This is a genomic window from Streptomyces sp. NBC_00388, assembly GCF_036061255.1.
Taxonomy (GTDB): Bacteria; Actinomycetota; Actinomycetes; order Streptomycetales; family Streptomycetaceae; genus Streptomyces.
The window spans coordinates 4,620,193-4,644,366 of record NZ_CP107948.1; the positions used below are offsets into that span (position 1 = coordinate 4,620,193).

The 24,174-nt window shown below is 67.3% G+C and carries 35 protein-coding genes; 34 read left to right on the forward strand and 1 reads right to left on the reverse strand.

What is annotated here, in order from left to right:
* The first annotated feature begins 108 nt into the window (after positions 1–108).
* Positions 109–1,302, forward strand: coding sequence for an elongation factor Tu (gene tuf, locus OG917_RS20765; protein ID WP_328319111.1), 1,194 nt, complete (start codon positions 109–111; stop codon positions 1,300–1,302).
* A gap of 207 nt (positions 1,303–1,509) precedes the next feature.
* Here the strand turns inward: tuf and OG917_RS20770 are convergent, their stop codons facing one another.
* Positions 1,510–3,576 (reverse strand): PIG-L family deacetylase, encoded by a 2,067-nt coding sequence (locus OG917_RS20770; protein WP_328319112.1) that lies wholly within the window; start codon positions 3,574–3,576, stop codon positions 1,510–1,512.
* Positions 3,577–4,007: 431 nt separating this feature from the next.
* Between OG917_RS20770 and gdhA the strand changes: the two genes are divergently transcribed.
* From gdhA to OG917_RS20935, 33 genes are all read left to right on the forward strand, one after another.
* A complete protein-coding gene (gene gdhA, locus OG917_RS20775; RefSeq protein ID WP_328319113.1) occupies positions 4,008–5,372 on the forward strand; it encodes an NADP-specific glutamate dehydrogenase in 1,365 nt (454 codons plus the stop codon).
* Positions 5,373–5,860: 488 nt separating this feature from the next.
* A complete protein-coding gene (gene rpsJ, locus OG917_RS20780; RefSeq protein ID WP_003948644.1) occupies positions 5,861–6,169 on the forward strand; it encodes a 30S ribosomal protein S10 in 309 nt (102 codons plus the stop codon).
* Positions 6,170–6,182: 13 nt separating this feature from the next.
* A complete protein-coding gene (rplC, locus tag OG917_RS20785) occupies positions 6,183–6,827 on the forward strand; it encodes a 50S ribosomal protein L3 (protein WP_250299280.1) in 645 nt (214 codons plus the stop codon).
* 7 nt (positions 6,828–6,834) lie between these two features.
* A complete protein-coding gene (gene rplD, locus OG917_RS20790) occupies positions 6,835–7,488 on the forward strand; it encodes a 50S ribosomal protein L4 (RefSeq protein ID WP_328319114.1) in 654 nt (217 codons plus the stop codon).
* Positions 7,488–7,808 (forward strand): 50S ribosomal protein L23, encoded by a 321-nt coding sequence (rplW, locus tag OG917_RS20795; RefSeq protein WP_328319115.1) that lies wholly within the window; start codon positions 7,488–7,490, stop codon positions 7,806–7,808. The genes rplD and rplW overlap by 1 nt, the downstream gene beginning before the upstream one ends.
* A gap of 40 nt (positions 7,809–7,848) precedes the next feature.
* A complete protein-coding gene (gene rplB / locus OG917_RS20800) occupies positions 7,849–8,685 on the forward strand; it encodes a 50S ribosomal protein L2 (RefSeq protein ID WP_164264445.1) in 837 nt (278 codons plus the stop codon).
* A gap of 12 nt (positions 8,686–8,697) precedes the next feature.
* A complete protein-coding gene (gene rpsS, locus OG917_RS20805; protein WP_164264446.1) occupies positions 8,698–8,979 on the forward strand; it encodes a 30S ribosomal protein S19 in 282 nt (93 codons plus the stop codon).
* A 41-nt stretch (positions 8,980–9,020) separates the two neighbouring features.
* Positions 9,021–9,368, forward strand: a complete 348-nt coding sequence (gene rplV, locus OG917_RS20810; RefSeq protein ID WP_006604878.1) for a 50S ribosomal protein L22 — start codon at positions 9,021–9,023, stop codon at positions 9,366–9,368.
* Positions 9,368–10,213 carry a 30S ribosomal protein S3 gene (rpsC, locus tag OG917_RS20815; protein WP_266854264.1) on the forward strand — a complete coding sequence of 282 codons (846 nt, stop codon included), beginning with the start codon at positions 9,368–9,370 and terminating at the stop codon, positions 10,211–10,213. Before rplV ends, rpsC begins: the two co-directional genes overlap by 1 nt.
* 5 nt (positions 10,214–10,218) lie before the next feature.
* The gene (gene rplP / locus OG917_RS20820; RefSeq protein ID WP_164264448.1) at positions 10,219–10,638 is read left to right on the forward strand and encodes a 50S ribosomal protein L16; all 420 of its coding nucleotides are present in this window, start codon (positions 10,219–10,221) and stop codon (positions 10,636–10,638) included.
* The gene (gene rpmC, locus OG917_RS20825; RefSeq protein WP_030368408.1) at positions 10,638–10,862 is read left to right on the forward strand and encodes a 50S ribosomal protein L29; all 225 of its coding nucleotides are present in this window, start codon (positions 10,638–10,640) and stop codon (positions 10,860–10,862) included. The genes rplP and rpmC overlap by 1 nt, the downstream gene beginning before the upstream one ends.
* The gene (rpsQ, locus tag OG917_RS20830) at positions 10,862–11,146 is read left to right on the forward strand and encodes a 30S ribosomal protein S17 (RefSeq protein WP_164264449.1); all 285 of its coding nucleotides are present in this window, start codon (positions 10,862–10,864) and stop codon (positions 11,144–11,146) included. Before rpmC ends, rpsQ begins: the two co-directional genes overlap by 1 nt.
* A 109-nt stretch (positions 11,147–11,255) precedes the next feature.
* Complete coding sequence (rplN, locus tag OG917_RS20835) at positions 11,256–11,624, forward strand: 50S ribosomal protein L14 (protein ID WP_003966950.1); 369 nt, start codon at positions 11,256–11,258, stop codon at positions 11,622–11,624.
* A gap of 2 nt (positions 11,625–11,626) precedes the next feature.
* A complete protein-coding gene (gene rplX, locus OG917_RS20840) occupies positions 11,627–11,950 on the forward strand; it encodes a 50S ribosomal protein L24 (RefSeq protein ID WP_328319116.1) in 324 nt (107 codons plus the stop codon).
* Positions 11,950–12,507 (forward strand): 50S ribosomal protein L5, encoded by a 558-nt coding sequence (gene rplE / locus OG917_RS20845; RefSeq protein WP_328319117.1) that lies wholly within the window; start codon positions 11,950–11,952, stop codon positions 12,505–12,507. Before rplX ends, rplE begins: the two co-directional genes overlap by 1 nt.
* Before the next feature lie 2 nt (positions 12,508–12,509).
* Positions 12,510–12,695, forward strand: coding sequence for a type Z 30S ribosomal protein S14 (locus tag OG917_RS20850; protein WP_024491590.1), 186 nt, complete (start codon positions 12,510–12,512; stop codon positions 12,693–12,695).
* A gap of 236 nt (positions 12,696–12,931) precedes the next feature.
* Entirely contained in the window at positions 12,932–13,330 is a 399-nt protein-coding gene (gene rpsH, locus OG917_RS20855) for a 30S ribosomal protein S8 (RefSeq protein ID WP_328319118.1), read from the forward strand.
* Positions 13,331–13,351: 21 nt separating this feature from the next.
* Positions 13,352–13,891 (forward strand): 50S ribosomal protein L6, encoded by a 540-nt coding sequence (gene rplF, locus OG917_RS20860; protein WP_328319119.1) that lies wholly within the window; start codon positions 13,352–13,354, stop codon positions 13,889–13,891.
* A 3-nt stretch (positions 13,892–13,894) separates the two neighbouring features.
* Positions 13,895–14,278, forward strand: a complete 384-nt coding sequence (gene rplR, locus OG917_RS20865; RefSeq protein ID WP_093799540.1) for a 50S ribosomal protein L18 — start codon at positions 13,895–13,897, stop codon at positions 14,276–14,278.
* A 46-nt stretch (positions 14,279–14,324) separates the two neighbouring features.
* Positions 14,325–14,927 (forward strand): 30S ribosomal protein S5, encoded by a 603-nt coding sequence (rpsE, locus tag OG917_RS20870; RefSeq protein WP_250299297.1) that lies wholly within the window; start codon positions 14,325–14,327, stop codon positions 14,925–14,927.
* A complete protein-coding gene (rpmD, locus tag OG917_RS20875; RefSeq protein WP_024491595.1) occupies positions 14,927–15,109 on the forward strand; it encodes a 50S ribosomal protein L30 in 183 nt (60 codons plus the stop codon). The genes rpsE and rpmD overlap by 1 nt, the downstream gene beginning before the upstream one ends.
* Before the next feature lies 1 nt (position 15,110).
* Positions 15,111–15,566: a 50S ribosomal protein L15 gene (rplO, locus tag OG917_RS20880; RefSeq protein ID WP_164264456.1), complete on the forward strand. Its 456-nt coding sequence runs from the start codon at positions 15,111–15,113 to the stop codon at positions 15,564–15,566.
* 222 nt (positions 15,567–15,788) lie between these two features.
* Positions 15,789–17,102, forward strand: coding sequence for a preprotein translocase subunit SecY (secY, locus tag OG917_RS20885; RefSeq protein ID WP_328319120.1), 1,314 nt, complete (start codon positions 15,789–15,791; stop codon positions 17,100–17,102).
* Entirely contained in the window at positions 17,102–17,758 is a 657-nt protein-coding gene (locus OG917_RS20890) for an adenylate kinase (RefSeq protein ID WP_328319121.1), read from the forward strand. Before secY ends, OG917_RS20890 begins: the two co-directional genes overlap by 1 nt.
* 111 nt (positions 17,759–17,869) lie before the next feature.
* Complete coding sequence (map, locus tag OG917_RS20895; protein ID WP_328322053.1) at positions 17,870–18,715, forward strand: type I methionyl aminopeptidase; 846 nt, start codon at positions 17,870–17,872, stop codon at positions 18,713–18,715.
* A gap of 217 nt (positions 18,716–18,932) precedes the next feature.
* On the forward strand, positions 18,933–19,154 hold the full coding sequence (gene infA / locus OG917_RS20900; protein ID WP_003956442.1) for a translation initiation factor IF-1: 222 nt from the start codon (positions 18,933–18,935) through the stop codon (positions 19,152–19,154).
* A 62-nt stretch (positions 19,155–19,216) separates the two neighbouring features.
* Positions 19,217–19,330 (forward strand): 50S ribosomal protein L36, encoded by a 114-nt coding sequence (gene rpmJ / locus OG917_RS20905; RefSeq protein WP_003956441.1) that lies wholly within the window; start codon positions 19,217–19,219, stop codon positions 19,328–19,330.
* Positions 19,331–19,522: 192 nt separating this feature from the next.
* A complete protein-coding gene (gene rpsM / locus OG917_RS20910) occupies positions 19,523–19,903 on the forward strand; it encodes a 30S ribosomal protein S13 (RefSeq protein WP_164264459.1) in 381 nt (126 codons plus the stop codon).
* A 72-nt stretch (positions 19,904–19,975) separates the two neighbouring features.
* A complete protein-coding gene (gene rpsK, locus OG917_RS20915; protein ID WP_125496499.1) occupies positions 19,976–20,380 on the forward strand; it encodes a 30S ribosomal protein S11 in 405 nt (134 codons plus the stop codon).
* Between the two features lie 211 nt (positions 20,381–20,591).
* Positions 20,592–21,614, forward strand: a complete 1,023-nt coding sequence (locus OG917_RS20920) for a DNA-directed RNA polymerase subunit alpha (RefSeq protein WP_164264460.1) — start codon at positions 20,592–20,594, stop codon at positions 21,612–21,614.
* Between the two features lie 122 nt (positions 21,615–21,736).
* On the forward strand, positions 21,737–22,231 hold the full coding sequence (gene rplQ, locus OG917_RS20925) for a 50S ribosomal protein L17 (protein ID WP_328319122.1): 495 nt from the start codon (positions 21,737–21,739) through the stop codon (positions 22,229–22,231).
* Positions 22,232–22,379: 148 nt separating this feature from the next.
* Entirely contained in the window at positions 22,380–23,231 is an 852-nt protein-coding gene (gene truA, locus OG917_RS20930; RefSeq protein ID WP_328319123.1) for a tRNA pseudouridine(38-40) synthase TruA, read from the forward strand.
* A gap of 84 nt (positions 23,232–23,315) precedes the next feature.
* Positions 23,316–24,119 carry a polyprenol monophosphomannose synthase gene (locus OG917_RS20935; RefSeq protein WP_328319124.1) on the forward strand — a complete coding sequence of 268 codons (804 nt, stop codon included), beginning with the start codon at positions 23,316–23,318 and terminating at the stop codon, positions 24,117–24,119.
* Positions 24,120–24,174: the final 55 nt, after the last annotated feature.

The window sequence follows — 24,174 nt, forward strand, 5'->3', positions numbered from 1 at the left end:
ACGCAGAGCGCGAGCAATGCGGCGTATGCCCCGGGCGCCGGCATCCCAGCAAAGATCACCTGGCGCCGATGAAGCAAGGCGTACAGAACCACTCCGCAGGAGGACCCAGTGGCGAAGGCAAAGTTCGAGCGGACTAAGCCGCACGTCAACATCGGCACCATCGGTCACATCGACCACGGTAAGACGACCCTCACGGCCGCCATTACCAAGGTGCTGCACGACGCGTACCCGGACCTGAACGAGGCCTCGGCCTTCGACCAGATCGACAAGGCTCCCGAGGAGCGCCAGCGCGGTATTACGATCTCGATCGCGCACGTCGAGTACCAGACGGAGTCGCGTCACTACGCGCACGTCGACTGCCCGGGTCACGCTGACTACATCAAGAACATGATCACGGGTGCGGCGCAGATGGACGGCGCCATCCTCGTGGTCGCGGCCACCGACGGCCCGATGCCGCAGACCAAGGAGCACGTGCTCCTGGCCCGCCAGGTCGGCGTCCCGTACATCGTTGTCGCGCTGAACAAGGCCGACATGGTGGACGACGAGGAGATCCTGGAGCTCGTCGAGCTCGAGGTTCGTGAGCTTCTCTCCGAGTACGAGTTCCCGGGCGACGACCTTCCGGTCGTCAAGGTCTCGGCGCTCAAGGCTCTTGAGGGCGACAAGGAGTGGGGCCAGACCGTCCTCGACCTGATGAAGGCCGTCGACGAGTCGATCCCGCAGCCCGAGCGTGACGTCGAGAAGCCGTTCCTGATGCCGATCGAGGACGTCTTCACGATCACCGGTCGTGGCACCGTCGTCACCGGTCGTATCGAGCGTGGTGTCCTCAAGGTCAACGAGACCGTTGACATCGTGGGCATCAAGCAGGAGAAGACCACCACCACGGTCACCGGCATCGAGATGTTCCGCAAGCTGCTCGACGAGGGCCAGGCCGGTGAGAACGTCGGTCTGCTCCTCCGTGGCATCAAGCGCGAGGACGTCGAGCGCGGCCAGGTCATCATCAAGCCCGGTTCGGTCACGCCGCACACCGAGTTCGAGGCCCAGTCCTACATCCTGTCGAAGGACGAGGGTGGCCGTCACACCCCGTTCTTCAACAACTACCGCCCGCAGTTCTACTTCCGTACCACGGACGTAACGGGCGTTGTGACCCTTCCCGAGGGCACCGAGATGGTCATGCCGGGTGACAACACCCTCATGACGGTCTCGCTGATCCAGCCCGTCGCCATGGAAGAGGGCCTGAAGTTCGCCATCCGTGAGGGTGGCCGGACCGTGGGCGCCGGCCAGGTCACGAAGATCCTCAAGTAATCACTTGACGGTCTGACCTGGTTGCTCACACAGAGCACCGAGTAACACCAGAGGGCCCCCGGCCCGCCGTTCGCGGCGGACCGGGGGCCCTTCTGCATGTCCGTGGCGGTGCGGCGTGTCCGCACGGGGGAGCGGAGGCGCGCCGTGCGGGGCGGCGCACGGGGGCCGGGGCAGGGCGGCGAGGTGCCGCCGGCCCCCGGGGTGCGGCTACACCTCGCGGACCGGCCGCCACAGCCAGGGGAGCGCGCCGGGGCCGAGACCGGCCACGGTCGGCCCGCCCGGATTCCCCGCGGTCCTGGTCCCCTCGGCCAGCAGGGCGGCGCCTCCCAGCGGTACGACGCCTTCGGTGCGCCTGAGGACCTTCCCGTCCAGCAGGAGCTCGACGCGGCCCCGGTCGTCCTGGCCGAGCAGGGCGGGGCCCGCAGGGTGGGCGCCGGGGTGGCCCCCGCCCAGGTGCACCCGGGTCGTCGCGGCCGTCGCCGGACCGCGGTAGTAGACGTCGAGACCGCCGTCCGGTGCGGCCAGCGCCGTGGGGGAGTCGCCCGGCAGTGGCAGCAGGGGCTCCGGGCGCAGCGTCAGGGGCTCGCCCGCCGCGGTCTGGGTCCAGTGGTGCACGGTGTCCCGGCCGGACGCGAAGACGTGGACGCGGCCCGCCGCGTCGACGGTGGCGGAGAGGCCGTCCTGGATCTGGCCGCCGCTCAGGCTCCGCCAGGGGGACCAGACGCCGCGGGCGGAGCGCACCCGGGTGCTGATGCCCTGGGATGCGTCGCGCAGGAAGAGGTGGACCTGGTCCGCGTGGTCGGTGACCGCGACAGGGACCCCTATCCGGCGGCCCCTGTCCGGGTCGCCCTCCGGGTTTCCGAGGCCGGTCCACGCGGTGAACTCCCCCTCGGGCGTGCGCTGTTGGAGCAGCACTATCTCCCGGCTGTTCGCCGACCCGTGCCCGGCTATGGCGGAGTACCGCAGGCCGAACAGGAGCTGCCTGCCGTCCTTGAGCGCGGTCGCGCCGAGCGCCGGGGCCAGCGGCCCGCCGCCGAGATCGTGCGGCGCCCCCCACTGGCCGCTGCCCGGCGCCGTCTCGCGCCAGCGCACCGCGCGCAGCCCGAGGACCCCGTACCCGGTGAGGCGCCCGTCCGGCGCGGTGGTCAGGGCGGGGCGCGGGCCCGGATAGCGGTAGTGGGTGGAGCGCACCCACCCCTTCTTGTTGGTCAGCGGCCGGCCGACACCCACGTTGTAGTCGCCGCAGCCGCCCGGATTCCCGCAGTCCCAGGCCTCGTTGCCGCCGTAAGGGAGCAGGTTCGCCGCTTTCCTGCGGAGCACCGCCGGCGACAGGTTCTTCGGCCAGTGGCGGTTGTAGTAGCCCCGGAAGGAGGTGGCGACGAAGGCCGGCACCTCGCCCTTCCCCGCGGTCGCCTCGGCCACCCAGCGGATCATCGCCGCCCAGCTGAAGGAGGCGGCGGCGGTGTGGTCGGCGTGGTCGGAGTACCCGGCCTGCTCGCTGTCCTTGCGGCGGACCGCGTCGGGGCTGTGCTGGATGTCCGGGTCGGGGTCGAGGGTGTGGACCACGGTCGGGCGGTACTGCACCAGCAGCCCGGTCAGTACGTCGACCAGCGCGTCGTAGGTGTACGAGCCCGCCTCCTGGAGCGGGGAGCCCTCGGCGACCACCGTCCGCAGGCTGAGCCCCCGGTCGGCCCAGAGCGACGGCAGTCCGAGCCGCCCGCGGGAGGTGTGCATGGCCGTGTTGAGGAATATCAGCTCGACCCGGCGGACGCCCCGTACCAGCGTGTTGATCTCCGCGCGGTGTCCGCCGCGCAGGGTGACGACGTCCTTCTGCCACCGGGTGAACGGGGGAAGGCCCAGCTGTACCGCGTACGCCTGGCGCAGCCCCTGGTGGCGGGCCGACGAGTAGGCCGGCTTGTCCGGCACGGGGTGCGGCTGCCCGGCGATGACGTTGATGCCGGTGGCCTCGCCCCCGGTGAGGTACACGCAGACCAGAGGTGTCCCGGAGTCCAGCATCCGCTGGGTGTCCGGGTTCATGAAGTACATGTCGTCGTCGGGGTGGGCCAGTATCTGCAGGAGCCGGTCGTGCCTGGCTATGGAGATCGCCTTGCCCGGCATCGGGTCGGCTGTACTGGTGGTACGACGTGGCGAAGCCGGTACGGAACAGGCGGTGAGCGCGGCGGACGCGGCGGCCGTGCCGAGCCCCGCGAGCAGAAGCCGACGGGAGGGACCGGAACCCTGGTGTCTGTGGCCCGGTCCCTGCGATATCCCCATGATGGTGCTCCGTCCGCTCCCCCGCGCGGGCCCTCCCGCGCTCTCCCGGTCTGCTTGACGGGGTTCGCAGACCGGAGGTTGCCTCAGGGCCGGGCCCTGTTACGGGCGGTGCGGGAGACAGTCAGGGGAGGTCGGAGCGGTCTGCCGGGGGAGACCGGAGCGGTCTGCGGCGGTCCGCCGGGGACGGCCGGAAGGTCCTGCGGGGCACCGGGCGGTGCGGCGCGGGGGGCGCGCGAGAGGCGCGGAACACCGGTCGGCTGCCGCCCCGCGCGCCCCCCGCCCGACGGTTTCCGGCCGCCCGGCGTCTCAGCAGCCGGACGGCGGGCGCAGGCGTTCTCGCCGGAACGATCCCCGAGGGGTGACACTGTTCCGGATGACCGCCCGCCGCACACGGGCGGCCGTCGTCTGCGCCCGACAGGAAAGGGACACCTGTGACACCGCCAACCACGAGTTCTCCGAAGGACAAGCTGGCTGCTCTGCGCGCCGAGATCGAGCACCGCAACCCGGCCCAGCCCGAATTCCACCAGGCAGTTCACGAAGTGCTGGAGAGCCTGGCGCCGGTGCTGGCCGTGCGCGACGACTACGCGCAGGCGAGCCTGGTGGAGCGGCTCTGCGAGCCCGAGCGGCAGATCATCTTCCGGGTGCCCTGGCAGGACGACCGGGGGAGGGTCCACGTCAACCGCGGCTTCCGGGTGGAGTTCAACAGCGCGCTCGGCCCGTACAAGGGCGGTCTGCGCTTCCACCCCTCGGTGAACCTGGGCATCGTCAAGTTCCTGGGCTTCGAGCAGGTCTTCAAGAACGCGCTGACCGGGCTGGGCATCGGCGGCGGCAAGGGCGGCAGCGACTTCGACCCGCATGGCCGCTCCGACTCCGAGGTCATGCGCTTCTGCCAGTCCTTCATGACCGAGCTGCACCGGCACATCGGCGCGCACACCGACGTGCCCGCCGGGGACATCGGCGTCGGTGGCCGGGAGATCGGCTACCTCTTCGGGCAGTACCGCCGCATCACCAACCGCTGGGAGTCCGGCGTCCTCACCGGCAAGGGACTCGCCTGGGGTGGCTCGTCGATCCGCCCCGAGGCGACCGGCTACGGGAACGTCTACTTCGCCGCCGAGATGCTGCGCCGCCGCGGCGAGGACCTCCAGGGGCAGACCGCGGTGGTCTCCGGCTCCGGGAACGTCGCCATCTACACCATCGAGAAGCTCAAGGCCCTCGGGGCCAACCCTCTGACCTGCTCCGACTCCAGCGGCTATGTCATCGACGACAAGGGCATCGACGTGGAGCTCCTCAAGCAGGTCAAGGAGGTCGAGCGCGCGCGGATCAGCGAGTACGCCGAGCGCCGCGGCGCGTCCGCCCGGTTCGTCAGCGGCGGCAGCGTCTGGGACGTCCCCGCCGATATCGCACTGCCCTCCGCCACCCAGAACGAGCTCGACGCCGGTGCGGCGGCGACGCTCGTGCGCAATGGGGTCAAGGCCGTGTCCGAGGGTGCCAACATGCCGGCCACCATGGAGGCCGTGGACGTCCTGCACGAAGCGGGGGTCGCGTTCGGTCCCGGCAAGGCGGCCAACGCCGGGGGCGTCGCGGTCAGCGCCCTGGAGATGCAGCAGAACGCGGCCCGGGACACCTGGACGCCCGAGCGCGTCGAGGACGAACTGCTGCGGATCATGCGCGACATCCACCACACCTGCTACGAGACCGCCGAGCGGTACGGCGCCCCCGGCAACTACGTGACCGGCGCCAACATCGCCGGTTTCGAGCGGGTCGCGGACGCCATGCTGGCCCAGGGCCTCATCTAGCTCCCCGCCGGTATCCGCACAGGGCCCGGCCCCGCTCCCGGTGGAGCGGGGCCGGGCCCTGTGCGGTGGGTGCCGGGGCGGCCCGCGTCCGGCGGGGGAGGGCTGGGGTACAGTCTCCGGCCGCGATTGGCGTCCGTGGTGACCCGTATGGCAGACTATCGGGGTTGCTCGGTTGAGTGCCGATGCTGCGCGCCTCTCGTCGGGAGGACTGGAAGCAAGTCCCACAGTACTCGTCGCCCCAACTGCCGTAAGGCAGCGCTGAGGCGGACGTACGGGAATCTTCCGGGAAGCGTCAGCGGGGTGCCGACCAGGCGCCCGGTGGGTATTCGTCCCCCGGCTCGCGGTCACTGGCCCGCACCCCTTGGTTGGGAAATCCTTCGGGAGATCTTCGTAGAGGGAATGCGACACGCCCGACCGCGTGGGTCGGAGACGGATGCAGGACCCGCCGGGTCCCAGAGCGTTACGAGAGACAGGACTACTGAGTAGCCATGGCGGGACAGAAGATCCGCATCCGGCTCAAGGCCTACGACCACGAGGTCATCGACTCTTCGGCAAAGAAGATCGTCGAGACGGTGACGCGCACTGGCGCGTCGGTCGCAGGCCCGGTGCCGCTGCCCACTGAGAAGAACGTGTACTGCGTCATCAAGTCGCCGCACAAGTACAAGGATTCTCGCGAGCACTTCGAGATGCGCACGCACAAGCGCCTCATCGACATTCTCGACCCCACACCGAAGACGGTTGACTCGCTGATGCGTCTCGACCTGCCGGCGGGCGTCGACATCGAGATCAAGCTCTGAGGTGACGCGCGAGATGACTAAGAACATCAAGGGCGTCCTGGGCGAGAAGCTCGGCATGACCCAGGTCTGGGACGAGAACAACCGGGTTGTCCCGGTGACCGTCGTCAAGGCCGGGCCGTGCGTCGTGACGCAGGTCCGTACGAACGACATCGACGGCTACGAGTCGGTCCAGATCGCCTTCGGCGAGATCGACCCTCGCAAGGTGAACAAGCCCCTCAAGGGTCACTTCGCCAAGGCCGACGTGACACCGCGCCGCCACCTGGTGGAGCTCCGCACCCCTGACGCCAGCGAGTACACGCTGGGCCAGGAGATCACCGCCCAGGTGTTCGAGTCCGGCATCAAGGTCGATGTCACGGGCAAGAGCAAGGGCAAGGGCTTCGCCGGTGTCATGAAGCGCCACAACTTCAAGGGTGGCAAGGCTTCCCACGGTGCCCACCGCGTGCACCGTAAGCCTGGCTCCATCGGTGGCTGTGCCACTCCGGGCCGTGTCTTCAAGGGCATGCGCATGGCGGGCCGCATGGGCAACGAGCGGGTCACCACCCAGAACCTGACCGTCCACGCCGTTGACGCGGAGAAGGGTCTGCTGCTCATCAAGGGCGCGGTCCCCGGTCCGAACGGCGGCCTCGTCCTGGTCCGTACCGCGGCCAAGGGGGCTTGAGGAACCGATGAGCACCATTGACATCCTTTCGCCGGCAGGCGACAAGGCCGGGACCGTCGAACTCCCTTCGGAGATCTTCGACGCCAAGATCAGCATTCCGCTGATCCACCAGGTCGTTGTCGCGCAGCTGGCCGCGGCCCGTCAGGGCACGCACAAGACCAAGCGTCGCGGCGAAGTCCGTGGTGGCGGTAAGAAGCCTTACCGCCAGAAGGGCACCGGCCGCGCGCGCCAGGGTTCGACCCGTGCGCCGCAGTTCGCCGGCGGTGGCGTCGTCCACGGCCCGCAGCCGCGTGACTACTCGCAGCGCACTCCGAAGAAGATGAAGGTTGCCGCCCTGCGCGGTGCCCTCACCGACCGGGCGCAGAACGCTCGCGTCCACGTCGTCTCCGGCGTGGTCGAGGGAGCTGCCTCCACGAAGGCCGCGAAGTCCCTGCTGGGCAAGGTCAGCGAGCGCAAGCACGTGCTCCTGATCGCCGAGCGTTCGGACGAGGCCGCGTGGCTCTCCGCCCGCAACCTGCCCCAGGTGCACCTCCTGGAGCCGGGCCAGCTGAACACGTACGACGTGCTCGTCTCCGATGACGTGGTCTTCACCAAGGCCGCCTTCGAGTCCTTCGTGTCTGGCCCCAAGGCCACCACTGAGACCGAAGGGACCGACGTCTGATGACTGAGACCGTCACCAGCAAGACCTTCACGGACCCGCGCGACGTCCTCGTCAAGCCGGTTGTTTCCGAGAAGAGCTACGCGCTGCTCGACGAGAACAAGTACACGTTCATCGTCGCGCCGGGCTCCAACAAGACCCAGATCAAGCAGGCCGTGGAAGCGGTCTTCTCGGTCAAGGTCACCGGAGTCAACACGATCAACCGCCAGGGCAAGCGCAAGCGCACCCGTACCGGGTTCGGAAAGCGCGCTGACACCAAGCGCGCCATCGTGACCCTTGCCGAGGGCGACCGTATCGACATCTTCGGCGGTCCGACCGCCTAACGGCGGTCTGGATCGTCCGGAATCGGACGAGGACTGAGAAATGGGAATCCGCAAGTACAAGCCGACAACGCCGGGCCGCCGTGGCTCCTCCGTTGCCGACTTTGTCGAGATCACGCGGTCCACGCCGGAGAAGTCGCTGGTTCGCCCTCTGCACAGCAAGGGCGGCCGTAACAACACCGGCCGGATCACCGTTCGTCACCAGGGTGGCGGACACAAGCGTGCCTTCCGTGTGATCGACTTCCGTCGTCACGACAAGGACGGTGTGCCGGCGAAGGTCGCGCACATCGAGTACGACCCGAACCGCACCGCGCGCATCGCGCTCCTGCACTACGCGGACGGCGAGAAGCGCTACATCCTTGCCCCGGCCAAGCTGGGCCAGGGCGACCGGGTGGAGAACGGCGCAGGTGCCGACATCAAGCCGGGCAACAACCTGCCGCTGCGCAACATCCCGGTCGGTACGACCATTCACGCCATCGAGATGCGTCCCGGTGGCGGAGCGAAGATCGCCCGTTCCGCGGGTGCTTCGGTCCAGCTGCTCGCGAAGGAAGGCGCCATGGCGCACCTTCGCATGCCGTCGGGCGAGGTCCGCCTGGTCGACATCCGCTGCCGCGCCACCATCGGCGAGGTCGGCAATGCCGAGCAGTCGAACATCAACTGGGGCAAGGCCGGCCGTATGCGCTGGAAGGGCGTTCGCCCGTCCGTCCGCGGTGTCGCGATGAACCCGGTCGACCACCCGCACGGTGGTGGTGAGGGCAAGACTTCCGGTGGTCGTCACCCGGTCAGCCCGTGGGGTCAGAAGGAGGGTCGTACTCGCTCGCCGAAGAAGGCTTCGAGCAAGTACATCGTCCGCCGCCGCAAGACGAACAAGAAGCGCTAGGAGCGGGTTTAGATGCCGCGCAGTCTCAAGAAGGGGCCTTTCGTCGACGGACACCTTGTCAAGAAGGTGGACGTACAGAACGAAGCAGGCACCAAGAACGTCATCAAGACCTGGTCCCGGCGCTCGATGATCATCCCGGACATGCTGGGACACACCATCGCGGTGCACAACGGCAAGATCCACGTCCCGGTGTTCGTCACCGAGTCGATGGTCGGCCACAAGCTCGGCGAGTTTGCGCCGACCCGCACCTTCCGCGGCCACGTCAAGGACGACCGCAAGTCGAAGCGCCGCTAAGGCGGGGTGCGAAGACTATGAACGACACCGAAGGGACAACCATGGAAGCCAGGGCCCAGGCGCGGTACATCCGCGTCACGCCCATGAAGGCCCGCCGCGTGGTGGACCTTATCCGTGGCATGGATGCCACGGAGGCTCAGGCGGTCCTGCGTTTCGCCCCGCAGGCCGCGAGCGTGCCGGTTGGCAAGGTGCTTGACAGCGCCATCGCCAACGCTGCACACAACTACGACCACACCGACGCCGGCAGCCTCGTCATTTCCGAGGCGTACGTCGACGAGGGCCCGACCCTGAAGCGGTTCCGTCCGCGCGCCCAGGGCCGTGCCTACCGGATCCGCAAGCGGACCAGCCACATCACCGTGGTCGTCAGCAGCAAGGAAGGAACCCGGTAATGGGCCAGAAGGTTAACCCGCACGGGTTCCGACTCGGCATTACCACGGACTTCAAGTCCCGTTGGTACGCCGACAAGCTGTACAAGGACTACGTCAAGGAAGACGTTGCCATTCGTCGCATGATGACGAAGGGCATGGAGCGCGCCGGCATCTCGAAGGTTGAGATCGAGCGCACCCGCGACCGCGTCCGCGTCGACATCCACACCGCTCGTCCGGGCATCGTCATCGGCCGCCGCGGCGCCGAGGCCGACCGCATCCGCGGCGAGCTGGAGAAGCTGACCGGCAAGCAGGTCCAGCTCAACATCCTTGAGGTCAAGAACCCCGAGGTGGACGCTCAGCTGGTGGCCCAGGCCGTCGCCGAGCAGCTCTCCTCGCGTGTCTCCTTCCGTCGCGCCATGCGTAAGAGCATGCAGTCGACGATGAAGGCCGGCGCCAAGGGCATCAAGATCCAGTGCGGTGGCCGTCTCGGCGGCGCCGAGATGTCCCGTTCGGAGTTCTACCGCGAGGGCCGTGTGCCGCTGCACACGCTCCGCGCGAACGTGGACTACGGCTTCTTCGAGGCCAAGACGACCTTCGGCCGTATCGGCGTGAAGGTCTGGATCTACAAGGGCAATGTCAAGAACATCGCCGAGGTCCGTGCCGAGAACGCCGCGGCCCGTGCGGGTAACCGCCCGGCCCGTGGTGGCGGCAGTGACCGTCCGGCAGCCGGCGGCCGTGGTGGCCGTGGCGGCGAGCGTGGCGGCCGTGGCCGCAAGCCGCAGCAGTCCGCGCCGGCAGCCGAGGCCCCCAAGGCCGACGCTCCCGCAGCCGCTGCTCCGGCTGAGAGCACTGGAACGGAGGCCTGACCGACATGCTGATCCCTCGTAGGGTCAAGCACCGCAAGCAGCACCACCCCAAGCGCAGTGGTATGGCGAAGGGTGGAACTGAGGTCGCATTCGGTGAGTACGGCATCCAGGCTCTGACGCCGGCGTACGTGACGAACCGCCAGATCGAGGCTGCTCGTATCGCGATGACCCGCCACATCAAGCGTGGCGGCAAGGTCTGGATCAACATCTACCCGGACCGTCCCCTCACCAAGAAGCCCGCCGAGACCCGCATGGGTTCCGGTAAGGGCTCCCCGGAGTGGTGGATCGCGAACGTCAAGCCCGGCCGGGTGATGTTCGAGCTGTCCTACCCGAACGAGAAGGTCGCTAAGGAGGCGCTCACCCGCGCCGCCCACAAGCTTCCGATGAAGTGCCGCATCGTGCGGCGCGAGGCAGGTGAGTCGTGATGGCGGCCGGTATCAAGGCGACCGAGCTGCGTGAGCTGAACGACGAGGACCTCGTCGCCAAGCTGCGTGAGGCCAAGGAAGAGCTGTTCAACCTCCGCTTCCAGGCGGCGACCGGACAGCTCGAGAACCACGGTCGGCTCAAGTCCGTCCGTAAGGACATCGCCCGGATCTACACCCTGATGCGTGAGCGCGAGCTGGGCATCGAGACGGTGGAGAGCGCCTGATGAGCGAGAAGAATGTGACTGAGACGACTGAGCAGCGCGGTTTCCGCAAGACCCGTGAGGGTCTCGTCGTCAGCGACAAGATGGACAAGACTGTCGTCGTCGCTGTCGAGGACCGCGTCAAGCACGCGCTGTACGGCAAGGTCATCCGCCGTACGAACAAGCTCAAGGCGCACGACGAGTCCAACGCTGCCGGTGTCGGCGACCGCGTCGTCATCATGGAGACGCGTCCGCTCTCGGCGACGAAGCGCTGGCGCATCGTCGAGATCCTCGAGAAGGCCAAGTAAGAATCCCTGAGCTCATCGCTCAGGTCAGTTCCGCCAGGCTCGGCGGGGGACCCCGTAAGCAATTGCACGGGTCCCCCGCCGGGAACCGGCAGACGATCAGGAGATAGACGTGATCCAGCAGGAGTCGCGACTTCGCGTCGCCGACAACACGGGTGCGAAGGAAATTCTCACCATTCGTGTTCTCGGTGGCTCGGGTCGCCGCTACGCGGGTATCGGTGACGTCATCGTCGCCACCGTCAAGGACGCGATCCCCGGTGGCAACGTGAAGAAGGGTGACGTCGTCAAGGCGGTCATCGTTCGCACCGTCAAGGAGCGTCGTCGTCAGGACGGCTCGTACATCCGCTTCGACGAGAACGCCGCCGTCATTCTGAAGAACGACGGCGACCCCCGCGGCACCCGTATCTTCGGCCCGGTGGGCCGTGAGCTGCGCGAGAAGAAGTTCATGAAGATCATCTCGCTCGCGCCGGAGGTGCTGTAAGCATGAAGATCAAGAAGGGCGACCTGGTTCAGGTCATCACCGGTAAGGACCGCGGCAAGCAGGGCAAGGTCATCGTTGCCTACCCCACGCTGAACCGTGTCCTCGTCGAGGGTGTCAACCGGGTCAAGAAGCACACCAAGGCCGGCCAGACCGCTCGTGGTTCGCAGACCGGTGGCATCGTGACGACCGAAGCGCCTGTCCACGTCAGCAATGTTCAGCTGGTTGTGGAGAAGGACGGCAAGAAGGTCGTTACCCGCGTCGGCTACCGCTTTGACGACGAGGGCAACAAGATCCGCGTTGCCAAGCGGACCGGTGAGGACATCTGATGACTGCCACCACTGCGCCGCGTCTCAAGACGCGCTACCGCGAGGAAATCGCCGGCAAGATGCGTGAGGAGTTCTCCTACGAGAACGTCATGCAGATTCCCGGTCTCGTCAAGATCGTGGTCAACATGGGTGTGGGCGACGCCGCCCGCGACTCCAAGCTGATCGACGGTGCCATCAAGGACCTGACCACGATCACCGGTCAGAAGCCGGCCGTCACCAAGGCCCGCAAGTCGATCGCGCAGTTCAAGCTGCGCGAGGGGCAGCCGATCGGCTGCCACGTCACCCTCCGCGGTGACCGGATGTGGGAGTTCCTGGACCGTACGCTGTCGCTCGCGCTTCCGCGTATCCGTGACTTCCGTGGTCTGTCGCCGAAGCAGTTCGACGGCCGTGGCAACTACACCTTCGGTCTCACGGAGCAGGTCATGTTCCACGAGATCGACCAGGACAAGATCGACCGGGTCCGGGGCATGGACATCACCGTGGTCACCACGGCGACCAATGACGACGAGGGTCGTGCCCTCCTTCGTCACCTCGGCTTCCCGTTCAAGGAGAACTGACCGTGGCGAAGAAGTCCCTGATCGCTAAGGCCGCACGCAAGCCGAAGTTCGGCGTTCGCGGGTACACCCGCTGCCAGCGCTGCGGCCGGCCCCACTCCGTCTACCGCAAGTTCGGCCTGTGCCGTGTGTGCCTTCGTGAGATGGCCCACCGCGGCGAGCTGCCGGGCGTGACCAAGAGCTCCTGGTAATTCCCTTTCAGGGAATTATCGGAGGCTCTCGGTAAGCACCAGGTCGGCAGAAGCCCTCCTCCGTATGCCGTAGGCTTGCGGGGTTGGGCCTCTGCCGCCCGACCGCCCGCGGGCGAAGCCCGCTGACAAAACGCTTACTACGCCGTAGGTCCCCGCACCGCACCCGTCCCGCCACTGAGCGGGGAGAGGGATGGCGCATACAGGAAACCCCGGCGAGAGAGGCCGAAGGCCAATTCATGACCATGACTGATCCCATCGCAGACATGCTCACGCGTCTGCGTAACGCAAACTCGGCGTACCACGACTCCGTCGTGATGCCGCACAGCAAGATCAAGTCGCACATCGCGGAGATCCTCCAGCAGGAGGGCTTCATCACCGGCTGGAAGACCGAGGACGCCGAGGTCGGCAAGAACCTCGTTCTCGAGCTGAAGTTCGGCCCGAACCGCGAGCGCTCGATCGCAGGCATCAAGCGGATCTCGAAGCCGGGTCTGCGTGTTTACGCGAAGTCCACCACTCTGCCGAAGGTTCTCGGCGGCCTGGGCGTGGCGATCATCTCCACGTCCCACGGTCTCCTGACCGGCCAGCAGGCCAGCAAGAAGGGCGTAGGTGGGGAAGTCCTCGCCTACGTCTGGTAGTCGGGAACGGAGGAAAAGCTCATGTCGCGAATCGGCAAGCTCCCCATCCAGGTTCCCGCCGGTGTGGACGTCACCATCGATGGCCGCACGGTCGCGGTGAAGGGCCCCAAGGGGTCCCTCTCGCACACCGTTGCGTCGCCGATCGAGGTCACCAAGGGCGATGACGGCGTGCTCAACGTCGTGCGTCCTAACGACGAGCGTCAGAACAAGGCCCTTCACGGCCTGTCCCGCACGCTGGTGGCGAACATGATCACCGGCGTGACCACGGGATACACCAAGGCGCTCGAAATCAGCGGTGTCGGTTACCGCGTCCAGGCGAAGGGCTCCAACCTGGAGTTCGCCCTGGGCTACAGCCACCCGATCGTCGTTGAGGCCCCCGAGGGCATCACCTTCAAGGTCGAGTCGCCCACGAAGCTCAGCGTCGAGGGCATCGACAAGCAGAAGGTCGGCGAGGTCGCCGCTAACATCCGCAAGCTGCGGAAGCCCGACCCGTACAAGGCCAAGGGCGTCAAGTACGCCGGCGAGGTTATCCGCCGCAAGGTCGGAAAGGCGGGTAAGTAAGCCATGGCATACGGTGTAAAGATCGCCAAGGGCGACGCGTACAAGCGCGCTGCCATCAAGCGCCGCCACATCCGGGTTCGCAAGCACGTCTCCGGCACGCCGGAGCGTCCGCGCCTGGTCGTGACGCGCTCCAACCGCAACATCGTTGCGCAGGTCATCGACGACATCGCGGGCCACACGCTCGCGTCGGCGTCGACCCTGGACACCTCGATCCGCGGTGGCGAGGGCGACAAGAGCGCCCAGGCCCAGCAGGTCGGTGCGCTCGTCGCCGAGCGCGCGAAGGCCGCGGGTGTCGAGGCTGTCGTGTTCGACCGTGGTGGCAACAGGTACGCCGGGCGCATTGCCGCTCTGGCTGACGCCGCCCGCGAAGCCGGGCTGAAGTTCTAAGCCCCGGTTCCGGGACTAACGGACGTAACAGAGAGAGGTAAATCCAATGGCTGGACCCCAGCGCCGCGGAAGCGGTGCCGGTGGCGGCGAGCGGCGGGACCGGAAGGGTCGCGACGGTGGCGCTGCCGCCGAGAAGACCGCTTACGTTGAGCGCGTAGTCGCGATCAACCGCGTTGCCAAGGTTGTCAAGGGTGGTCGTCGCTTCAGCTTCACCGCGCTCGTCGTGGTCGGAGACGGTGACGGCACCGTAGGTGTCGGATACGGCAAGGCCAAGGAAGTTCCCGCGGCCATCGCCAAGGGCGTGGAAGAGGCCAAGAAGAGCTTCTTCAAGGTCCCGCGTATCCAGGGCACCATCCCTCACCCGATCACGGGCGAGAAGGCTGCGGGCGTCGTTCTGCTGAAGCCTGCTTCCCCCGGTACCGGTGTTATCGCCGGTGGCCCGGTGCGCGCCGTTCTGGAGTGCGCCGGCGTCCACGACATCCTGTCGAAGTCGCTCGGCTCCGACAACGCGATCAACATCGTGCACGCGACCGTGGCGGCCCTCAAGGGCCTGCAGCGTCCCGAGGAGATCGCGGCTCGCCGTGGTCTGCCCCTCGAGGACGTCGCCCCCGCGGCTCTGCTCCGTGCACGTGCGGGAGCGGGTGCGTAATGGCTCGCCTCAAGATCACGCAGACGAAGTCGTACATCGGCAGCAAGCAGAACCACCGCGACACCCTGCGTTCGCTCGGGCTCAAGCGCCTGCACGACGTAGTTGTCAAGGAGGACCGCCCCGAGTTCCGCGGAATGGCTAACACCGTCCGCCACCTCGTGACGGTTGAGGAGGTCGACTGACATGGCGGAGAACAACCCGCTGAAGGTCCACAACCTCCGGCCCGCCCCGGGCGCCAAGACCGCCAAGACCCGTGTGGGTCGTGGTGAGGCGTCCAAGGGTAAGACCGCAGGTCGTGGTACCAAGGGCACGAAGGCCCGTTACCAGGTTCCGGAGCGCTTCGAGGGCGGGCAGATGCCCCTCCACATGCGCCTCCCGAAGCTGAAGGGCTTCAAGAACCCGTTCCGCACCGAGTTCCAGGTTGTCAACCTGGACAAGCTCGGTGAGCTCTACCCGCAGGGTGGGGACGTCACGGTGGCCGACCTGGTCGCCAAGGGCGCGGTCCGTAAGAACAGCCTCGTCAAGGTCCTGGGCCAGGGCGAGATCTCCGTGGCGCTGACGGTTTCGGTTGACGCCGTTTCCGGCTCCGCCAAGGAGAAGATTGCCGCCGCGGGCGGCACCGTCACCGAGCTCGTCTGAGACGACTCGATGACCTGAACACCCAACCGGGGATGCCTTTTTGAAAGGGCATCCCCGGTTGGTCGTTCCTAGGGGGGCAGGGTCGCCGGTATGGTGGCGCTGCACTGTCCGTACTCGGCGTGGTGTATCCGCGCGGGGTGCTGACCGCTACGCAAACCGTCCATCGTCGCATTCTCAAGACCGTCACCTCTACGCAGTCGCGCGGGGGTCGCAGGAGGCACCGTGCTCACCGCGTTCGCCCGAGCGTTCAAGACGCCCGACCTGCGCAAGAAGCTGCTGTTCACACTCGCCATCATCGTGATCTACCGGCTCGGGACGCACATTCCGATCCCCGGTGTCAGTTACTCGAACGTTCAGCAGTGTCTGGACCAGACGAAGACCAACCAGGGTCTCTTCGGTCTGGTCAACATGTTCAGTGGTGGCGCACTGTTGCAGATCACCATCTTCGCGCTCGGCATCATGCCGTACATCACGGCGAGCATCATCCTGCAGCTGCTGACCGTGGTGATCCCGCGGCTGGAAGCCCTGAAGAAGGAGGGGCAGTCCGGTCAGGCGAAGGTCACGCAGTACACGCGTTATCTGACCGTCGCACTCGCCGTCCTCCAGGGCACCGGTCTGGTGGCGACCGCCCGCACCGGCGCGCTCTTCGGCAGCTGCCCCGTGGCCAACCAGATCGTCCCCGACCAGTCGATCTTCACGACCGTGACCATGGTGATCTGCATGGTCGCCGGCACCTGCATGGTCATGTGGCTCGGTGAGCTCGTCACCGACCGCGGCATCGGCAACGGCATGTCGATCCTGATGTTCGTCTCCATCGCGGCCGGCTTCCCGGGCGCGCTGTGGGCCGTCAAGCAGCAGGGCAAGCTGGCCGGCGGCTGGATCGAGTTCGGTGCCGTGATCCTGGTGGGTCTGGCCATGGTCGGGCTCGTCGTCTTCGTGGAGCAGGCCCAGCGCCGCATTCCCGTCCAGTACGCGAAGCGGATGATCGGCCGGAAGTCCTACGGGGGTACGTCGACGTACATCCCGCTCAAGGTGAACCAGGCCGGTGTGATCCCGGTCATCTTCGCCTCGTCGCTGCTCTACATCCCGGGCCTCATCGTGCAGTTCAGCGGTTCGACCGCGGGCTGGGCGACCTGGATCAAGGACAACCTGGTCAAGGGCGACCATCCGGCGTACATCATCACGTACTTCCTGTTGATCGTGTTCTTCGCCTTCTTCTACGTGGCGATCTCGTTCAACCCCGAGGAAGTCGCCGACAACATGAAGAAGTATGGTGGCTTCATCCCGGGCATCCGGGCTGGCCGACCGACCGCTGAGTACTTGAGCTACGTGCTCAACCGGATCACCTGGCCGGGGTCGCTGTATCTGGGTGTGATCGCTCTTGTCCCAACGATGGCGTTGGTGGGCTTCGGCGCGAACCAGAACTTCCCGTTCGGCGGGACGAGCATCCTCATCATCGTGGGTGTGGGTCTGGAGACCGTGAAGCAGATCGAGAGCCAGCTCCAGCAGCGTAATTACGAAGGGTTCCTCCGCTGATGCGTATCGTCCTCGTCGGACCGCCAGGGGCAGGCAAGGGAACGCAGGCTGCGTACCTTGCCAAGGACCTGGTGATCCCGCACATCTCCACGGGCGACCTCTTCCGTGCCAATATCAGTCAGGGCACGGACCTGGGCAAGCAGGCCAAGGCGCTGATGGACGCCGGCGAGCTGGTTCCGGACGAGGTCACCATCGGGATGGCGCAGGAGCGGATGTCCCAGCCCGACGCCGAGGGCGGTTTCCTCCTCGACGGCTTCCCGCGCAATGTCGCCCAGGCCAAGGCACTCGACGAGTGGCTGAGCGCCGAGGGACGGAAGCTGGACGCGGTGCTGGACCTGGAGGTCCCCGAGGACGAGGTCGTGAAGCGGATCGCGGGGCGGCGTATCTGCCGCAACGATTCGAGTCACGTGTTCCACGTCGAGTACAGCAAGCCGGAGAACGAGGGCGTCTGCGACATCTGTGGCGGCGAGCTCTACCAGCGCGGTGACGACACCGAGGAGACGGTGCGGACCCGGCTGGAGGTCTACCACACGCAGACCGAGCCGATCATCGATCACTACAAGGCCCAGGGCCTGGTGTCGACGATCTCGGCGCTCGGCAAGGTCACCGAGGTGACCGAGAGGGCCATGGCGGCCCTGCAGGCCGACAAGGTCTGACAAGCACTACGTGTACGCACGGCCGCGGTGTCCCCAGGGCGCCGCGGCCGTACTGTTGGGCAGAGAGACCCTTGGGCCGACAGGCCCGGTTCGATGCGGAAGGCAATTTCGATGGTGGAGATCAAGACTCCCGAGCAGATCGCGAAGATGCGTGAGGCGGGGCTGGTCGTCGCCGCGATCCACGCCGCGACCCGTGAGGCCGCGGTACCCGGGGCCACCACGCACGACCTGGACCAAGTGGCCCGCAAGGTGCTCGCCGATCACAAGGCGAAGCCGAACTTCCTCGGCTACGGCGGATTCCCCGCCACGATCTGCACGTCGGTGAACGAGGTCGTGGTCCACGGCATCCCCGACGAGAAGACCGTCCTGAAGGACGGCGACATCATCTCCATCGACTGCGGCGCGATCATCGACGGCTGGCACGGTGACGCCGCCTACACCGCGTTCGTCGGCACCGGTCACGCTCCCGAGCTGGTCGAGCTCTCCCGGGTGACGGAGGAGTCGATGTGGGCCGGGATCGCCGCGATGAGGAAGGGCGGCAGGCTCGCCGAGGTGTCGAAGGCGATCGAGGGTTACATCCGCCGCCAGCCCCGTCCGTCATCCGGCAAGTACGGGATCATCGAGGACTACGGCGGCCACGGCATCGGCTCCGAGATGCACATGGACCCGCATCTGCTGAACTACGTCGACAAGCGCCGGCTCATCGGGCGCCACAATCCGAAGCTGGTCCCGGGTTTCTGCCTGGCCATCGAGCCGATGGTCTCGCTGGGCACCCCCCGCACCCAGGTGCTGGAGGACGACTGGACGGTCATCACGACCGACGGGACATGGTCCTCGCACTGGGAGCACTCGATCGCGCTGACCGACGAGGGGCTGATCGTGCTCACGTCGCCCGACGGCGGCAAGGCCAAGCTGGCGGAGCTCGGTGTGACCACGGCGCCCGACCCGCTCGGCTGAGTGCGGCCGCCGGCCGGGCCGCCGGATACGCCACAGCGTGTTCGGCCGACTGGCTTAAGGATCTTGACAGTGGGGCATCCTTGCCGGATTCGTCTTTATGGAAGCCCTGACGTAGACTGACTCGTCGGCTCGCGTATACCCGTATGTCTTCATGCAATGCATGTCGGCCTGCGTGCTGTACGGAGTCGATCAAGGTAGCCGATTCGAAGGGCGAAGCGTGGCCAAGAAGCAAGGTGCCATCGAAATCGAGGGCACCGTGATCGAGTCCCTCCCGAACGCAATGTTCAAGGTGGAACTTCAGAACGGTCACAAGGTCCTAGCGCACATCAGCGGCAAGATGCGGATGCACTACATCCGTATCCTCCCGGATGACCGGGTCGTCGTGGAGCTGTCTCCGTACGACCTGACGCGTGGTCGGATCGTCTACCGCTACAAGTAGATCTTGCCCGCACCTCGCCTCACGGCGCGGTGGTGGCACCGACCCGGAGAACCTGACATCCCATGAAGGTCAAGCCGAGCGTCAAGAAGATCTGCGACAAGTGCAAGGTGATCCGCCGTCACGGTCGGGTCATGGTCATCTGCGACAACCTGCGCCACAAGCAGCGCCAGGGCTGACGCACGACCTGCACCTCGCAGTTCTTCGCGCGACGCACGTAAATACGTACATACGCAGGGCCCGCCCAGCTGACACAGCGGGCGACACCTCCGGCGGGGGCCGGGGACCCGGAATAGTGCCTACGCATCGGTAGGCACTTTCGTCTGGGAAAGGCTCTGCGGAAGACCCCCGATATCAACAGGAGCCATTGAATGGCACGCGTTTCAGGTGTTGACATCCCGCGCGAAAAGCGCGTGGAGGTTGCCCTCACCTACGTCTTCGGCATCGGGCGCACCCGGTCCAAGGAGGCCCTGGCCGCCACCGGTGTTGACCCCAACACCCGCGTTCGTGACCTGGCCGAAGAGGACCTGGTCAAGATCCGCGAGTACGTGGACGCCAACCTCCGCACCGAGGGTGACCTCCGCCGCGAGATCCAGGCCGACATCCGCCGCAAGGTCGAGATCGGCTGCTACCAGGGTCTGCGCCACCGTCGTGGGCTTCCGGTCCACGGCCAGCGCACCAGCACGAACGCTCGTACCCGCAAGGGCCCGCGTCGCGCGATCGCCGGTAAGAAGAAGCCGGGCAAGAAGTAGTCCTCAGCTAGGGACGCTGTTCAGCGGTCTTCGCTGTAGGACCGATCACCTCCACTCCACCGGGAGTAAGACATGCCTCCTAAGGGCCGTCAGGGTGCTACCAAGAAGGTGCGCCGCAAGGAAAAGAAGAACGTCGCTCATGGGCATGCCCACATCAAGAGCACGTTCAACAACACGATCGTCTCGATCACGGACCCCTCGGGCAACGTGATCTCCTGGGCCTCCGCCGGCCACGTCGGCTTCAAGGGCTCGCGCAAGTCCACCCCCTTCGCCGCGCAGATGGCCGCCGAGTCGGCCGCCCGTCGCGCGCAGGAGCACGGCATGCGCAAGGTTGACGTCTTCGTCAAGGGTCCCGGCTCCGGCCGCGAGACCGCGATCCGCTCCCTCCAGGCCACGGGCCTTGAGGTCGGTTCGATCCAGGACGTCACCCCCACCCCGCACAACGGCTGCCGCCCCCCGAAGCGGCGTCGCGTCTGACGCTTCGGCGTCGGACTGTTCCACAGGGTTACGCGGGCGGTACGGCCACTTCTCGGCGTACCGCCCGTACCCTTGTAGGACTCGTACTCTTGTAGTACGTGCCGCACGTGTTTGTTCACGTGGCCGCGGTACCGCTCACCGGCGGGGCCGTGGCACCAGCAGGACCTTGGGGGCGTCAAATAGTGGGCGCCCACGACTGAAGGATCACCGCATGCTTATCGCTCAGCGTCCGTCGCTGACCGAAGAGGTCGTCGACGAGTACCGCTCGCGGTTCGTGATCGAGCCGCTGGAGCCGGGCTTCGGCTACACCCTCGGCAACTCGCTCCGCCGTACCCTCCTCTCCTCCATCCCCGGCGCCGCTGTCACCAGCATCCGCGTCGACGGTGTCCTGCACGAGTTCACCACCGTGCCGGGCGTCAAGGAGGACGTGACCGACCTCATCCTCAACATCAAGCAGCTGGTCGTCTCCTCGGAGCACGACGAGCCGGTCGTGATGTACCTGCGCAAGCAGGGCCCCGGCCTGGTCACCGCCGCCGACATCGCCCCGCCGGCCGGTGTCGAGGTGCACAACCCCGACCTGGTCCTCGCCACGCTGAACGGCAAGGGCAAGCTGGAGATGGAGCTGACCGTCGAGCGCGGCCGCGGCTACGTCTCCGCCGTGCAGAACAAGCAGCTGGGCCAGGAGATCGGCCGTATCCCGGTCGACTCCATCTACTCCCCGGTGCTGAAGGTCACGTACAAGGTCGAGGCGACCCGTGTCGAGCAGCGCACCGACTTCGACAAGCTGATCGTCGACGTCGAGACCAAGCAGGCCATGCGCCCCCGTGACGCCATGGCGTCGGCCGGCAAGACCCTGGTCGAGCTGTTCGGTCTGGCCCGCGAGCTCAACATCGACGCCGAGGGCATCGACATGGGCCCGTCGCCGACGGACGCCGCGCTCGCCGCCGATCTCGCCCTGCCGATCGAGGAGCTTGAGCTCACGGTCCGCTCGTACAACTGCCTCAAGCGCGAGGGCATCCACTCCGTGGGTGAGCTCGTGGCGCGGTCCGAGGCCGACCTGCTCGACATCCGCAACTTCGGTGCGAAGTCGATCGACGAGGTCAAGGCGAAGCTGGCCGGTATGGGCCTCGCGCTCAAGGACAGCCCGCCCGGATTCGACCCGACCGCCGCCGCCGACGCCTTCGGCGCCGACGACGACGCGGACGCCGGTTTCGTGGAGACCGAGCAGTACTGACACGCCTCCGGTCGTGGCCCCGGGCTCCGGGGCCACGACCGTGGACTTCCGGCGGGCAGCAGCTCGTCGGTAACTGACACCGGTACCTGATACGGCCGGTGCAGATCACAAGGAGAAACACCATGCCTCAGCCCGCCAAGGGTGCCCGTCTGGGCGGCAGCGCCGCGCACGAGCGTCTGCTTCTCGCGAACCTCGCGAAGTCGCTGTTCGAGCACGGCCGCATCACCACGACCGAGGCCAAGGCTCGCCGCCTGCGTCCGGTCGCGGAGCGTTTCATCACCAAGGCGAAGAAGGGCGACATCCACAACCGTCGCCTCGTGCTGCAGTCGATCACGGACAAGGGCGTCGTCCACACGCTCTTCACCGAGATCGCCCCCCGGTACGAGAACCGCCCCGGTGGCTACACCCGCATCACCAAGATCGGCAACCGTCGTGGCGACAACGCCCCGATGGCGGTCATCGAGCTGGTCGAGGCGCTGACCGTGGCCCAGGAGGCCACCGGTGAGGCCGAGGCCGCGACCAAGCGTTCCGCTAAGGACGCTGCCCCGAAGACCGAGGCTCCGGCCGAGGTCGTCGAGGACGCCAAGCCGGTCGAGGCGGAGTCCAAGGACGCCTGAGCGTTCTGAAGACAGCTGAACGGGCTCGTATCACCCTCCGGGGCGGTGCGGGCCCGTTCTTCTTGTGCGGTGCGGTGCGGTGCGGGCGGTGTGATGTGTACGGATCGGTGCGGTGTGGTGGTGCGCGTGAGGCTGAGAGGATGCGCTGGTGAGTGACGAGGTGGAGCCCGGTGCGGTACGGGTGCGGCTGGACCTTGCGTATGACGGCAAGGACTTCTCCGGCTGGGCGAAGCAGAACGAACGACGCACCGTACAGGGGGAGTTGGAGTCCGCCATCCGTACGGTGACCCGTTCGGCCAGGACGTACGACCTGACGGTCGCCGGACGCACGGACGCCGGGGTGCACGCGCGCGGCCAGGTCGCTCAGGTCGACCTCCCCCGGGAGGTATGGGAGGAGCACAGGGAGATGCTGCTGCGGCGGCTCTCCGGGCGGCTGCCCCAGGACGTCCGGGTACTGCGGGTGGCCGAGGCGCCGCCCGGCTTCAACGCCCGGTTCTCGGCGATCTGGCGCCGGTACGCGTACCGCGTGAGCGACCGGCCCGGCGGGGTCGACCCGCTGCTGCGCGGGCACGTCCTCTGGCACGACCGGGAGCTCGACCTGGCGGCGATGAACACGGCGTCGCAGGCCCTCATCGGGGAGCACGACTTCGCCGCGTACTGCAAGAAACGCGAGGGGGCGACGACGATCCGCACCCTCCAGCAGCTGGTCTGGGAGCGCGGCCCCGACGGAATCATCACCGGGACCGTGCGAGCCGACGCCTTCTGCCACAACATGGTGCGGTCGCTGGTGGGCGCGCTGCTCTCGGTGGGCGACGGACACCGCCCGGTGGAGTGGCCGGGAAAGGTGCTCGCCGTGGCCGTGCGCGACTCCTCCGTGCGCGTGGTGCGGCCACATGGGCTGACGCTGGAGGAAGTGGGCTACCCGGCCGACGAGTTGCTGGCGGCCAGGAGCCGTGAGGCACGTAATATGCGGACGCTGCCGGGGGCCGGCTGCTGCTGATGCGGCGCCGCCGCGCGGCCCGCCGGTAAGCGCACATCGCCGACGTACGGAGATCCCATGCCCCAGCCCTCCGCCGGAGATCCCATGCCCCAGCCCTCCGCGACCGGGCAGATCCCCCAGGAGTGGGGCGTGCTGCCGCTGACCGTGGTGATGCCGACGTACAACGAGGCCGTCAGCCTGCCGCGCACCGCGGAGGCCGTGATGGCGCTCCCGCTCCCCGGCCTCCAGCTGAAGGTGGTCGACGACGCGAGCCCCGACGGCACCGGCCGGCTGGCGGAGGAACTGGCCGCCGGCTACAACGCGCCGTCGGCCGGCGGAGCGCGGCCCCGGATGACCGTGCTGCACCGTACGGAGAAGGACGGTCTGGGGCGCGCCTACGCGGCAGGGATGCTGGCGGCGCTCGACGAGGGGGCCGAGTACGTCGTCCAGATGGATGCCGACGGCAGCCACCCCGCGCATGTGGTGCCCCAGCTGCTGGGAACGGCCCTTTCGACCGACGCGGGCTTCGTCGTCGGCAGCCGGTACGTCGACGGCGGCTCGCTGGACGAGGACTGGGGCCTCCACCGCAAGCTGCTGTCCCGCCTCGCCAACCAGTACGCGCGCACCCTCCTGGACACCCGGATCCGCGACATCACCGCGGGGTTCAACCTGTGGCGGGCGGGGACGCTCCGCGCGGTCGATCTGACGACGCTGGGGAGCGCCGGGTACAGCTTCCAGGTGGAGCTGAAGTTCCTGGCCGTACGGCACGGCTACAACGGTGTGGAGATCCCGATCCGCTTCGAGGAGCGCGCGGACGGCGTGTCGAAGATGGACCTGGCCACACAGCTGGAGTCCGCGCTGCTGCCGCTGCGGCTGCGGCTGCGCCACCGGGGCGGCGCCGGCCGCTGAGCCCGGCCCGTGAGCCCGCCGGACCTGCTGCCGCACGGGCCCGGTACTGGCGGGC